This window comes from Pseudomonas halotolerans (assembly GCF_039581215.1).
In the GTDB taxonomy this organism is placed as follows: Bacteria; Pseudomonadota; Gammaproteobacteria; order Pseudomonadales; family Pseudomonadaceae; genus Aquipseudomonas; species Aquipseudomonas tehranensis.
Map to the genome: position 1 here is coordinate 14503 of NZ_JBCNTJ010000024.1, position 12840 is coordinate 27342.

Annotated in this window: 13 protein-coding genes; 7 read left to right on the plus strand and 6 right to left on the minus strand. The window is 62.4% G+C overall.

Going from position 1 to position 12840, the window contains the following annotated elements:
* Positions 1-10: 10 nt before the first annotated feature.
* A complete protein-coding gene (mmsB, locus tag AAIS01_RS24560; protein ID WP_343471077.1) occupies positions 11-898 on the plus strand; it encodes a 3-hydroxyisobutyrate dehydrogenase in 888 nt (295 codons plus the stop codon).
* Between the two features lie 224 nt (positions 899-1122).
* Here mmsB and AAIS01_RS24565 read toward each other — a convergent pair whose 3' ends face one another.
* The gene (locus AAIS01_RS24565; protein WP_085701337.1) at positions 1123-1467 is read right to left on the minus strand and encodes a cupin domain-containing protein; all 345 of its coding nucleotides are present in this window, start codon (positions 1465-1467) and stop codon (positions 1123-1125) included.
* A 97-nt stretch (positions 1468-1564) separates the two neighbouring features.
* Entirely contained in the window at positions 1565-2449 is an 885-nt protein-coding gene (locus AAIS01_RS24570; RefSeq protein ID WP_343471078.1) for a LysR substrate-binding domain-containing protein, read from the minus strand.
* A gap of 213 nt (positions 2450-2662) precedes the next feature.
* Here AAIS01_RS24570 and AAIS01_RS24575 point away from each other — a divergent pair, with 213 nt between their 5' ends.
* On the plus strand, positions 2663-3427 hold the full coding sequence (locus tag AAIS01_RS24575) for a sulfite exporter TauE/SafE family protein (protein ID WP_343471079.1): 765 nt from the start codon (positions 2663-2665) through the stop codon (positions 3425-3427).
* On the opposite strand, the gene AAIS01_RS24580 is transcribed toward AAIS01_RS24575, so the two are convergent.
* The gene (locus tag AAIS01_RS24580) at positions 3417-3731 is read right to left on the minus strand and encodes a putative quinol monooxygenase (protein ID WP_343471080.1); all 315 of its coding nucleotides are present in this window, start codon (positions 3729-3731) and stop codon (positions 3417-3419) included. The genes AAIS01_RS24575 and AAIS01_RS24580 overlap by 11 nt on opposite strands.
* 196 nt (positions 3732-3927) lie before the next feature.
* On the opposite strand from AAIS01_RS24580, the gene mdaB reads away from it, so the two are divergent.
* Positions 3928-4518, plus strand: coding sequence for an NADPH:quinone oxidoreductase MdaB (mdaB, locus tag AAIS01_RS24585; protein WP_047229531.1), 591 nt, complete (start codon positions 3928-3930; stop codon positions 4516-4518).
* A 107-nt stretch (positions 4519-4625) separates the two neighbouring features.
* Positions 4626-5537, plus strand: coding sequence for a LysR substrate-binding domain-containing protein (locus AAIS01_RS24590; protein WP_343471081.1), 912 nt, complete (start codon positions 4626-4628; stop codon positions 5535-5537).
* A 95-nt stretch (positions 5538-5632) separates the two neighbouring features.
* On the opposite strand, the gene AAIS01_RS24595 is transcribed toward AAIS01_RS24590, so the two are convergent.
* Positions 5633-6112, minus strand: coding sequence for an Lrp/AsnC family transcriptional regulator (locus tag AAIS01_RS24595; protein ID WP_047229533.1), 480 nt, complete (start codon positions 6110-6112; stop codon positions 5633-5635).
* A gap of 412 nt (positions 6113-6524) precedes the next feature.
* On the opposite strand from AAIS01_RS24595, the gene AAIS01_RS24600 reads away from it, so the two are divergent.
* Positions 6525-7505: a DUF6515 family protein gene (locus AAIS01_RS24600; RefSeq protein WP_343471082.1), complete on the plus strand. Its 981-nt coding sequence runs from the start codon at positions 6525-6527 to the stop codon at positions 7503-7505.
* A 132-nt stretch (positions 7506-7637) separates the two neighbouring features.
* Here AAIS01_RS24600 and AAIS01_RS24605 read toward each other — a convergent pair whose 3' ends face one another.
* Together AAIS01_RS24605 and AAIS01_RS24610 are read right to left on the minus strand one after the other, a co-directional pair.
* Positions 7638-8531 carry a cation diffusion facilitator family transporter gene (locus AAIS01_RS24605; RefSeq protein WP_343471083.1) on the minus strand — a complete coding sequence of 298 codons (894 nt, stop codon included), beginning with the start codon at positions 8529-8531 and terminating at the stop codon, positions 7638-7640.
* A 28-nt stretch (positions 8532-8559) separates the two neighbouring features.
* A complete protein-coding gene (locus AAIS01_RS24610) occupies positions 8560-8979 on the minus strand; it encodes a polyribonucleotide nucleotidyltransferase (protein WP_214914184.1) in 420 nt (139 codons plus the stop codon).
* A gap of 95 nt (positions 8980-9074) precedes the next feature.
* Here AAIS01_RS24610 and hrpB point away from each other — a divergent pair, with 95 nt between their 5' ends.
* Together hrpB and AAIS01_RS24620 are read left to right on the plus strand one after the other, a co-directional pair.
* A complete protein-coding gene (gene hrpB / locus AAIS01_RS24615; protein ID WP_343471084.1) occupies positions 9075-11591 on the plus strand; it encodes an ATP-dependent helicase HrpB in 2517 nt (838 codons plus the stop codon).
* Between the two features lie 110 nt (positions 11592-11701).
* Positions 11702-12754: a LacI family DNA-binding transcriptional regulator gene (locus AAIS01_RS24620; protein ID WP_343471085.1), complete on the plus strand. Its 1053-nt coding sequence runs from the start codon at positions 11702-11704 to the stop codon at positions 12752-12754.
* The last annotated feature ends 86 nt before the right edge of the window (positions 12755-12840 follow it).

Sequence of the window (12840 nt, forward strand, 5' to 3'; positions counted from 1 at the left end):
GGAGCCGGACATGAAGATCGCATTTATCGGCCTGGGCAACATGGGCGCCCCCATGGCGCGCAATCTGCTCAAGGCCGGCCATTCGCTGAACCTGTTCGACCTGAACCAGACGGTGCTGGCTGAACTGGCCACATTGGGCGGTACCATCAGCGCCTCGCCTCGCGATGCGTCCCAAGGCGTTGACCTGGTGATCACCATGTTACCGGCGGCTGCCCATGTACGCAGTGTCTGGCTCGGTGAAGACGGTGTACTGGCCGGCATCGCCGCCGGTACGCCTGCGGTGGACTGCAGCACCATCGACCCGCAGACCGCACGCGATGTTGCGGCCGCGGCCGCCAAACAAGGCGTAGCGATGGCCGACGCGCCTGTCTCCGGCGGCACCGGTGGCGCAGCGGCCGGCACATTGACCTTCATGGTCGGTGCCACCACTGAATTGTTCGCCACCCTGCAACCGGTGCTGGCGCAGATGGGCCGTAATATCGTGCATTGCGGCGACGTCGGCACCGGGCAGATCGCCAAGATCTGCAACAACCTGCTGTTGGGGATTTCCATGGTGGGCGTCAGCGAAGCCATGGCCCTGGGCGATGCCCTGGGGATCGATACGCAGGTACTGGCCGGGATCATCAACAGCTCGACGGGCCGGTGCTGGAGTTCGGACACCTACAATCCGTGGCCGGGCGTGATCGAAACAGCGCCGGCGTCCCGTGGCTACACCGGGGGCTTTGGTGCCGATCTGATGCTCAAGGATCTGGGCCTGGCGACTGAAGCGGCGCGGCAGGTTCATCAACCGGTGGTATTGGGCGCGGTGGCGCAGCAGTTGTACCAGGCGATGAGTCAGCGGGGCGAGGGCGGCAAGGATTTTTCGGCGATTGTTAACAGCTATCGCAAACCGCAATAAGCGCTGGGGTATCGGCGGCTTTTTGTGGCGAGGGGATTTATCCCCGCTGGGGTGCGAAGCGCCCCCCTTCAAAATGCCTGACATACCGAGTGTCAGGTTTTGGGACTGCTGCGCAACCCAGCGGGGATAAATCCCCTCGCCACAGGGGCATATGCAAGCAACATGCAGATCCCGAAAAGCTGTTTTCCGAGAGACCATGTCGGGTGGTCTCTCGGTTTTTTGTTTCAGGCAAAGACGAAATATTTACGCACGGTCTCGACCACTTCCCACGTGCCTTTCATGCCTGGCTCGACGACAAAGATGTCACCGGCCCGCAGATGGATCGGCTCCATGCCATCGGGGGTGATGATGCAGTAGCCTTCCTGGAAATGGCAGTACTCCCACTTCACATAGTCCACGCGCCACTTGCCCGGCGTACAGATCCAGGTGCCCATGATCTTGCTGCCGTCTTCGCTGGTGTAGGCGTTGAGGTTGACGGTGTGCGGGTCGCCTTCGAGCTTTTCCCATTTGCAGGCATCGAGTACGGGCAGCGGATGGGTATCGCGCAGGACGGTGATGGGGGCGGTCATGTGAACTCCGAAAGGGGCAGAAGAGAGCAGGCACCCTAACGCGCGACATGATCGGACAGATGCCTGTGCTCGACACCGACCTATCCAGAAGCGCTCATCAGATGGCGGTCAGGTGCGTGGCCAGGGCTCTGGCGTAGGCGGGCAAGTCTTCGAAGCGGCGGGCACACAGGCGCAGTGAGCGTTGAGCCCAGGCCTCTTGCAGCGACACCCATCGCCAGGAAGGCTCGGGCGGGCGCCGCGCGATCGCGGCCTTGGGCACGATGGCAATGCCCGCGCCATGAGCGACCATGCGAATCACCCCATCAAAACCGTCGGCGCGAATGCGAATGTGCATGCGTCGTCCGGCGTGCAGCGCCTGTTCTTCGAGGTAGATCGCCAGAGCACTGGAGGCGTTCAGGCCTACATAATCATGGCTGAGGGTCTCATTGAAACTCAGCGGACGGCCGTCAGCCAGGGGATGTTCCGAGGGCAGGATCAATACCAGCGGATCATCGCGAAAGGGGCGGGTTTCAAGGCCGGCGGTGTCGACCGCGTCGGAGATGATACCCAGGTCCGACGCGCCGTGACGCAGTGCATGGGTGATCCTTGAGCTGGGCAGTTCCTGCAGGTCGATGTCGAGGTTGGGGTGGGCCTTGAGAAAGCCGGCCAGCAACTCCGGCAGGTATTCGGTCATGGCGCTGGTGTTGCACAACAGCCGCACACGGCCCTTGACGCCCCGGGCGTATTCGCCCAAATCCTGTTGCAGGTGTTCGGCGTGTTGCAGCAACACCCGAGCATGTTGCCCCAGTGCCTTGCCGGCCGACGTGGGGGTGACACCGCGCCGCCCGCGCTCGAGCAACCCGATCCCCAGTGAGGCCTCCATGGCGCGGATCCGGGCACTGGCCGCCGCCAGGGACAAATGGCTGCGGGCAGCGCCGGCAGTGATGTTGCCGGTGTCGAGGATATGCAGGTAGAGGCGCAGGTCGATGAGGTCGAAGTGCATGAGTGATGTGATCCTGTGCCGGGTTCTGGGGTGCCTGATGGGCCGCCTTCGCGAGCAAGCCCGCTCCCACAGAAATGTGATCCCCCTGTGGGAGTGGGCTTGCTCGCGAAGGCGCCAGTTGCACCCACAAAACGCTCAGCCTCTTGCTCGGCCAGAGGCTGTCTCAGTCTATGGCAGATTTAAAAACCTACCGCCAGGGCCCACGATACGCCCATGAACACACTCATGGCTTTCTATCAAAATCTGGGCCTTATGCTTTCCTTGCTGGTCATCGGCACCTTTCTGCTGGCCGGCACCATCAAGGGCATGATCGGCCTCGGCCTGCCGACCATTTCCATGGGCCTGCTCGGCCTGGCTATGGCGCCGACGCAGGCTGCGGCGTTGCTCATCATCCCGGCCACACTGACCAATGTCTGGCAACTGACCTTTGGCGGTCATCTGCAAGCCTTGATCCGGCGATTGTGGCCGTTGTTGCTGGCGATTTGCATTGGTACCGGTCTGGGCACGTTGTGGTTCGATACGGTGGGTGGACCTTGGGCGGTTCGAGCGTTGGGGGGCGCGTTGTTGCTGTACGCGCTGAGTGGGCTGTTGCTGCCGACATTGCGGGTTGCTGCCAGTGTTGAGCGGTGGGCAGCGCCGTTGTGCGGTCTGCTCACTGGCCTCATCACCTGCGCGACGGGTGTGTTCGTTATTCCGGCGGTGCCCTACCTGCAAGCGTTGGGCTTGAACAAGGACGAACTGGTGCAGGCGTTGGGGTTGTCATTCACGGTGTCGACACTGGCCCTGGCGGCCGGCCTGCTTTGGCACGGCGCCTTGGGCGGTGGCGAATTAAGTGCTTCGTTGCTGGCCTTGGCGCCGGCGCTGCTGGGGATGTGGCTGGGGCAATGGCTGCGTCAGCGCATCAGCGCCGAGCTGTTCAAACGGGCATTTTTCATTGGCCTGGGTGTGCTCGGCGGCCATTTGCTGATCAGCGGCTAGCCGAGGACGGGCTGAGCATGTCGACGCGGCGGATTTCGAAATCGCGCTCCAGGTACTCCATGCGCTGCTCAAAGAACTGCTTCATGTGCGGCAGGTTCGAGTGCTCGTCCAGATGAGCCTGGGATTGCCAGATTTCATAGAAGATAAACAGTGTCGGGTCTTGCCGGTCTCGCAGCATGTGATATTCGATGCAACCGGGTTCGGCACGGCTCGGTTCAACGTAGGCACGAAACAGCGTTTCGAAGGCTTCGGCTTTTTCCGGACGGGTCTTGGCGTGCAGGATGAAACCGTGCAGTTCGCTCATCGGGCGGGCTCCTGAATAAAAGTATGCGAATACTACGACAAGAGTGCGGTATGTATTCGTGCGTATAGGTCAAATCAGTTTTGCCGTTGCACTGCTTACTCCGCCCCAGTCTCATCGGTACTCTGCCGCCATCATTTTCAATCTTTCCATTGGGTGAACGTTCAACCGCGTCCCCTGGAATCCGATGAGGCTCTTCATGAAAAAAGTCCTGCTGCTCAACGGTGGTAAACAATTCGCTCACTCCGACGGTCGCTATAACGCCACCCTCCATGATGCGGCGGTCAGCGTGTTGGACCGTGGCGGGTTCGATGTGAAAACCACGTTCATCGACGGTGGTTACGACATCAAGGAAGAAGTCGCCAAGTTCCTCTGGGCCGACGTGATCATTTACCAGATGCCAGGCTGGTGGATGGGCGCACCGTGGACCGTCAAGAAATACGTCGATGAGGTCTTCACCGAAGGCCATGGCAGCCTCTACGCCAGCGACGGCCGCACCCGCTCCGATGCTTCGCAGAAATACGGCAGCGGTGGCTTGTTACAGGGCAAGCAATACATGTTGTCGCTGACCTGGAACGCCCCGCAGCAAGCCTTCGATGACCCGACCGACTTCTTTGAAGCCAAGGGTGTGGACGCAGTGTATTTCCCGTTCCACAAGGCCAACCAGTTCCTGGGCATGAGCGGATTGCCAACCTTTCTGAGCGTGGACGTGATGAAACGCCCGAACATCGAGGCCGATGTGGCGCGCTATGAGCAGCATTTGATTGAGGTGTTCGGCCTGAAGGCCTGACCTTTCTTTTGTCACGTATCCCGATACTATCCTGTGGCTCAGGTCCGCTTTGCGGCACAACGGGGATAGACTCCCTTGCCACAAGCGCGAAGTCGACAGGGGGATATGTGAAAGCCAGATCCGACGAATTGCAGATTTTCGTCTGCGTGATCGAATGCGGGTCAATTTCCGCCGCCGCCGAACAGATCGGGCAGACGCCCTCTGCGGTCAGTCGTACCTTGTCGCGCCTGGAAGCCAAGCTCGATACCACGCTGATCAACCGCACCACGCGGCGCATGGACCTGACCGAAGAGGGCAAGTATTTCTTCGAGCAGGCCAAGGGCATTCTTGACCAGATGGATGAGCTGGAGGAGCGTCTGTCGTCCCGCCAGAAAAACCCGGCTGGGCGGTTGCGGATCAATGCGGCGTCGCCCTTCATGCTGCACGCCATCGTGCCGCACATTGAAGAGTTCCGCGGGCTCTACCCGGATATCCAGCTCGAACTCAACAGCAACGACCTGATCATCGACTTGCTCGAGCAAAGTACCGACATCGCGATCCGCATCGGCACCCTCAGCGACTCGACGCTTCACGCCCGATCCCTGGGTTGCAGCCCGCTGCACATACTGGCCAGCCCGACCTATCTGAAGCGGCACGGAACACCGGCCACTGTCGCCGAGCTGGCCCGGCATGCCCTGTTGGGGTTTGCCCAGAATGAGGGCCTCAATCAGTGGCCGTTGCGTCACGAGCACGGTGATCGTTTGCCGATCCAGCCAGCCATCAGCGCGTCCAGTGGCGAGACCGTGCGCCACTTGGTGCTGCAAGGGCAGGGCATCGCGTGCCTATCGGACTTCATGACCCGCGAAGACATCCGTGCCGGTCGGCTCACGGTGCTGCTGGCCGACGCCAACAGCGGCTATCGCCAACCGATCAACGCGGTGTATTACCGCAACTCCCAACTGGCCCTGAGGATCCAGTGCTTTCTGGACTTCATCCAGGGCAAGCTCGCCGAATACGCCTCGCGGGACTTCAAAGGCTGATTCGTGGCTTCAAGGCGAGTGTGGTTTGGGTTCGAGGGCTGGCCGATGCCCGAGCGTAAGTCCGTGTGAGGCTGTGAATCGGCGCTCGTTTGTCGTCAGCCGCGCAGATGAGTCAGCGGCAGTTCGGTGCTGTTGAGCACCTGGTTCAACACAAAGCTGGAGCGCACGCTGGTGACCCCGTCAATCCGGGTCAGGTGCCCCAGCAGCAGTTTTTGATAGTGGTCCATGTCCGGCACCACGACCTTGAGCTGGTAATCGGCATCCATGCCGGTCACCAGGCTGCATTCCAGCACCTGGGGCAGGTTGCGGATGGCGGCTTCGAAGTTCTCGAAACGTTCAGGGGTGTGGCGGTCCATGCCGATGAGCACGTAGGCCGTCAGGCTCAGGCCGAGCATTTTGCGGTCGAGCAGGGCGACCTGACGGGTAATGTAGCCGTCGTCTTCCAATTGCTTGACCCGCCGCGAGCAAGGTGATGGCGACAGACCGATGCGTTCGGCCAGTTCCTGATTGGAGATGCGCGCGTCGCGCTGCAATTCCGCCAGAATGCTCAGGTCATAACGGTCGAGTTTGCTCATTGGTCGGGCCTTTGTCTGGATAATTGCTGGATATTATCTATCGCGGGTAAAAAATTGCGCAAGTGATGTTTATTTACGCAATCTTCGCAATCATTTGCCGGTGCGCCGGGCCTATGCTTATCACCAAGATCACTGCTCGGACAAACAGTCCAGTGCAGCCCGCCCAATCCGGCCGGCTGCGGTCGCAGCACCCACCGGTGTTGGCAGACCCCCGAGCTGCACACTGTCCAGAAGACGGCGTGAGGTGAGCCGATGTCAAAAGCGTCGCGCACGGACGAAGTTCTCAAGGGGAGGCCGACGGGCCTCCCTTTTTTAATGTCTAAATAATGGCGACGACTGATAACCTGTCGCAGAACCGGCCTAGACTTTTCCAGTCTCATTCATCAGGCCCTGAACCGTTGTGAGGAATTTCATGAAGTCGCGCATCTGGCGTTTGGCAGGTGTTGGTTTGTTGTGGGCAAGTGTCAGTGCGCAGGGCGTGGCCGACGATCAGCAAAATCGTGGCGGGCCGGAAGGGCGAGGTGGTAACGGCCAGGGTTATTCAGGCCAACCCCGGCCACAGAGCAACGAGATCATTCGCGGCGACAACAGTCGCCAGTTTGAGGTCCAGCCTCACGCTCAAGGCGGCCAGCCCTACAACCGCCCGCCGCAAGACCCCAATGGTCGTCCGCCGCAACAACCGGGTAACAGCCTGCCGATCCACGGACGCCCCGACAGCGTGACCCAGACCCAGGAGCCGAAGCCGGGTTACTACCGCGATATTCCGCGCCGCAGCGATGGCTATCCGAGCGGTGGGCCACGCCCAGGCCATGACCCTCGCCCGGACCAGCACTGGCCCGGCCGGCCGGACGGTCATGGCAACGGCTGGGGACCGGGGCCGCAGTATCGTCCCGGGTATGTCATCGACCGTTTTCCGGATCGCAACTACCGCGTGCCTTACCGTGGCCATGACTATTTTTATTCGGGCGGTTACTGGTATCGCCCTCAAGGGCCGCGCTATATCGTGGTTGAGCCTCCGCGCGGAATCCGTACCCGTTATCTGCCCGATTACGCCCGGGAAGTCTGGATCGGCGGCTCGCTGTTTTTCCTTGCCGCTGGCGCCTATTACATCTATGAAGCCAACACCCGGGACTATGTTGTGGTCGAGCCGCCGTTAGCCAACCCGCAGCCCCAGCCCCAAGGCAACAGCTTCGATGTGGTGGCTTATCCAGCCAACGGCCAATCTCCCGAGCAGGTCAATCAGGACGGCTACGAATGCTATCGCTGGGCGGTGCAGCAGAGCGGTTTCGACCCGCGCAACTACACCTACCCACCCGCGCCGCAAGTGGTGCAGACCTATCGTCAGGCCCAGGGGAGTTGCTTGAGCAGTCGCGGGTATCAGGTGACGTACTGATGACTCGAAAGAAAAACACTCCCCTGTGGCGAGGGACTTTGCTCCCGCTGGCCTGCGCAGCAGGCCCAGGTTTGCGGTCGCTGCGTAACCGAGCGGGAGCAAGCTCCCTCGCCACGGGTTCTGTGTTCGGCGTCAAGCGCTGGCGCCTTTCACCACTTCCGTCGGATCGGCATGCACCAGCACTTCGGCCTTCGGATAGGCGCGGTGTATGGCATCGGCGGCCTGGTCGCTGATGCCGTGGGCCACTGACAGGGTCAGTTCGCCCGGCAGCTCCAGATGCAATTGCACGAACCAGTGGTTACCCGAGATACGTGTGCGCAGGTCGTGGGCACCCAGTACGCCGGGCACTGCGCAAGCCAGTTCCAGCATGCGCTGGCTGACGTCAGGTGGCAGTTCCTCATCCATCAGTACCGCGAAACTTTCCCGGGCGATCTGGATGGCGCTCCACAGGATGTAGGCGGCGATGCCCAGGCCGAACCAGGCGTCGAGCCGATCCCAACCCAGCCCGGCCAGCACCAGGGCGACCAGGATGCTGCCATTGAGCAACAGATCCGAGCGATAGTGCAGCGAGTCAGCGCGCACGGCGGTGGAGCCGGTGGCACGCACGACCCGATGTTGCAGCGCCAACAAGGCCAGGGTCAGCCCCAGGGCGAAGATGATCACGCCGACACTGAGCCAGGCCGCCTCCACCGGGACCGGGTTTTTCAGGCGCTCAACTGCCTGCAACGCAATCAACACGGCACTGCCGCCGATGAACAATGCCTGGGCCATGCCGGCCAGGGACTCGGCTTTGCCGTGGCCGTAACGATGGTCCTCGTCGGCGGGGCGCAAGGCGTAATGCACGGCCAGCAGGTTGAGCAGCGACGTGACGCCGTCCAGCGCCGAGTCGGTCAGGCCGGCGAGCATGCTCACCGAGCCGCTCAGCCACCAGGCCAGTGCCTTGGCAACGACCAGAATGAGCGCCACGGCCACCGAAGCGCGCGTGGCCAGGCGCAGCAGACGGGCATGTTCGGTGCTGGTGGTCATGGCGCGGTCGTTCCTTCAATAGCGCCCATCACGCGGCCGGTTTAAGCCCGAGGGCGGCCAGTTGCTGGGCGTTGCCCTTGCTTTGGATCAAGCGTGGGTCGTCCAGGGGGAAACTGCGGCCCAGTTCGCTTTCCAGGATCGCTTGCAGCTTGAGGTTATTGACGCTGCCGTCGGCGTTGATGGCCGGCTTGAGTTTCTCAGGCTCGATCTGAACGCTTCTGCCGGGTTCGAAATAAATCGCCCCGGTGGCGAAGTCCACGGCGAACGCGATCAGGCCGGGGATGATGTAGAACAGCAGGCCGACGGCGTCCAGCGCGGCAATCGCCGGGTCGATCTTGCCGTCGATCTGGCCGCGACGGTCGGGGTAGAAGATCGAGCCGCAGGCGCTGATCTGGGTCAGCAGCGTGGCGACCAGAACGCCACCGATCACGCGAAAGGGAATACGCATAGCAATCTCCTGAGCAGGTAGAGGCGTTGCTGGTTGGAGTCCAGACCACGCTAAACAGTTCGCCGTTATACTCGGCCCTCTGTTTTGGAGCCAGCATGATTTCTTTGCCGATTGATGAAGTTTTACCCGCCCTGCGTCAAGCCTTGGCATCGTGCCACGAAGCCGTGCTCGAAGCACCGCCCGGCGCCGGTAAAACCACCCGCGTCCCCTTGGCCCTGTTGAATGAGGCCTGGTTGGCCGGGCAGACCATTCTGATGCTTGAGCCCCGGCGTCTGGCGGCACGGGCGGCGGCCGAGCGACTGGCCAGCGAGCTGGGGGAAAAGGTCGGTGAAACCGTCGGCTACCGGATTCGGCTCGACAGCAAGGTCGGCCCCAAAACCCGCATTGAAGTGGTCACCGAGGGCATCCTCACCCGCCGCTTGCAGGACGACCCGGCGCTGGAAGGCGTGGGGCTGCTGATTTTTGATGAATTCCACGAACGCAGTCTCGACGCCGACCTGGCCTTGGCCTTGAGCCTCAATGGCCGGGAGCTGTTTCGCGACGACCAGCCGCTGAAGATCCTGCTGATGTCCGCGACTCTGGAAGGCGAGCGCCTGGCCGGGTTGTTGGGCGACGCGCCGATTCTGCGCAGCGAGGGTCGCATGTTCCCGGTGGCAGTGCGCTGGGGCCGGCCGTTCCAGCCCGGCGAGTTCATCGAGCCGCGCCTGGTGCAGACCGTGCTCGAAGCGCTGCACGATGAAACCGGCAGCGTGCTGGTGTTCTTGCCTGGGCAAGCGGAGATCCGGCGGGTTCATCAGCAACTGGCCGATGCCTTGGGTGAGGGCGGCAATGTGCTGCTCTGTCCGTTGCATGGCGAGCTGGACCTCGCCGCCCAACGTGCGGCCATCGACCCGGCGCCGCCCGGCCAGCGCAAAGTGGTGCTGGCCACCAACATCGCTGAAACCAGCCTGACCATCAATGGCGTGCGGGTGGTGATCGACGCCGGGTTGGCGCGAGTGCCGCGTTTCGATCCGGGCAGTGGCATGACCCGCCTCGACACTCAGCGCATTTCCCGGGCCAGCGCCACTCAGCGGGCCGGGCGGGCCGGGCGTCTGGAGCCGGGGGTGTGTTACCGGTTGTGGTCCGAAGACCAGCACGAACAACTGGCCGCCTATGGCAGCGCCGAGATTCTTTCGGCGGACCTGGCCGGGCTGGCCCTGCAATTGGGACGTTGGGGCGTGACGCCGCAGCAATTGGTCTGGCTCGACATTCCGCCCGCCGCCGCTTATGCCCAGGCGCAGGATCTGCTGCAACGCCTGGGCGCGCTGGACGGCGAGCAACTAACCCGGCATGGCCAAGCCATGGCCGAACTGCCGGCTCACCCGCGCATCGCCCATTTGTTGCTGCGTGGGCAGTCGCTGGGGCTGGCGGACATGGCGTGTAACGTCGCGGCGTTGTTGGGTGAGCGAGACATTCTGCGCGGCGCCGGGGCGGACCTGCACACGCGCCTGGCGTTGCTGTCTGGTGAAGAGCGGGTCGCCCGTGGCGCCCAGGGCGGGGTCCAGCGGGCGCGGCAGCTGGCCCGGCAATATCGCGGTTACCTGCGGGGCAAGGCCGAAGAAGCCGTCGCCGACCCCGAACATCCGCGCTGGCTGGGCGCTCTGTTGGCGCTGGCCTACCCGGATCGCGTCGCCCAACAGCGGCGGCCCGGCGGGGCGGAGTATCGCCTGGCCAACGGCCGCGCGGCGTTGTTTGCCGAGGCGGATAGCCTGATGAAAAAGGCGTGGCTGGTGATCGCCGACCTGGGCAGCCGTCAGGGGCAGCGCGAAGAACGGATCTACCTGGCGACGGACTTCGATCCGGCGCTGTTTGATTCGGTGCTGGCCGAGCAGGTGCGCTTGGTGGATCAACTGGATTGGGACGAGCGTGAAGGCGTGCTGCGGGCCGAGCGCCAGCGCAAGGTCGGCGAACTGGTGCTCAGCCGTGAGCCACTGACTGGCCTGGATGAATCGGCCCGCAGCCAGGCGCTGGTGAATCTGGTACGGCGCAAGGGCCTGGAGTTGCTGCCCTGGACGCCGGAGCTGCGGCAATGGCAGGCGCGGGTGGCACTGTTGCGCCAGCTCGACCTGGAGGCCAAGGGCGAGAGTGATTGGCCAGATGTCAGCGATGGGGCGCTACTGAACACGCTTGAGCAGTGGTTGATGCCTTACCTGGGGCGCGTGTCACGCCTCAGCCATTTTGCCAACCTTGACCTGCCCAGTATCGTCCACAACCTGCTGCCCTGGCCCTTGCCGCAACGGCTGGATGAATGGGCACCCCATCATCTGAGCGTGCCTTCGGGCTCGTCGATTCGCCTGGACTACAGCGAGCACCCGCCGATTCTGGCGGTACGCTTGCAGGAACTGTTCGGCCTGGCTGACACTCCGCGTATTGCCGGCGGCCGGCAGGTCGTCAAACTGCACTTGCTGTCACCGGCGCGGCGACCGGTGCAAGTGACCCAGGACCTGGCGAATTTCTGGCGCAGCACTTATGCCGAAGTGAAGAAGGACCTCAAGGGGCGGTATCCCAAACATTACTGGCCGGACGATCCGCTGGTGGCCGAAGCCACGGCACGGATCAAACCCCGCAAGTAAAAAACCGCCGGCTTGGCCCGCCAGCACGGCGGCGCAAATGGTAGATTCACCGCCCCATCAACTGCTTTATACGCAGTCCCGGTTAGTTGGCTTCAGATTCGGAACAGTTCATGGCAAAGAAACCAGCAGCGTCCACCTTTCAGGGATCGACGACCGCCGCCACCAAGGGCGCCAGCCTGACGTTGGTCGATGTGGCAAAGATTGCAGGCGTTTCGCCAATGACTGTTTCCAGGGCATTGCATCGCCCTGAACTGGTGAGCGAGAACACGCGGGAGAAGGTCCGCGAAGCGGTGCGCCAATCGGGCTATGTGCCGAACATGCTGGCGGGTAGCCTGGCGAGCAACAAAAGTCGTCTGGTGGCGATTTTCCTGCCTACCATCGCTAACTCCATTTTTGCAGACACCGTGCAATCGCTGATGGACCGCCTGACCCAGGCGGGCTATCAAACCCTGCTCGGCCTGACAGGCTACAGCGCGGAGCAGGAAGAAAAACTGCTTGAAGCCGTACTCGGTCGGCGTCCGGATGGCATCGTACTGACCGGTACGCTGCATACCGAATCAAGCCGCTTGCGACTCGCCCAGGCGGGAATCCCCGTGGTCGAGGCCTGGGATCTGAGTGAAGACCCTTTAGACATGCTGGTGGGCTTCTCACATGAAAAAGTGGGGCAAGAGACAGCGCGACATTTGCTTAAAAAGGGTTACCAGCGCTTTTCCGTGGTGACCATCAGCGACCCCCGTGGCCTGCGTCGCTGCAACAGTCTTATCGCCGAGCTGAGGCGCCAGGGCATTGAAGAGGTGCCGATGGAAGTCTTGGCGCCCCCCGCCACGCTGGAGGTGGGGCGTGAGGGGCTTCGGCGGCTGCTGGATCTGCCGGTGCGCCCCGACATCGTGGTGTGCAGCTCCGATACCGTGGCTCAAGGTGTGTTGGCGCAAGCCGCCAGCCTTGGCCTGAAGGTGCCCGCTGAGCTGGCCGTTATGGGCTTCGGAGATCTCAGCAGCGCGGCACAGGTTTACCCGGCGCTGTCGACCGTCAGCGTTGACGGCGCCAGGCTTGGCCTGCATGTGGCTGAGGCACTGCTTGAACGCTTCGAAAATCCCGGCGCCCACCTCGAACCCGTGCGGATCGACACCGGCTTCACGTTCATCGACCGCGCCAGTACCTGAACCTGGCAGTCGATTTTCCGGGGATTTGCGGGATTGAATGATTGCGCAATCAGTGTAGTATCGAGGCAAGAGACCTTCTGAAGCAC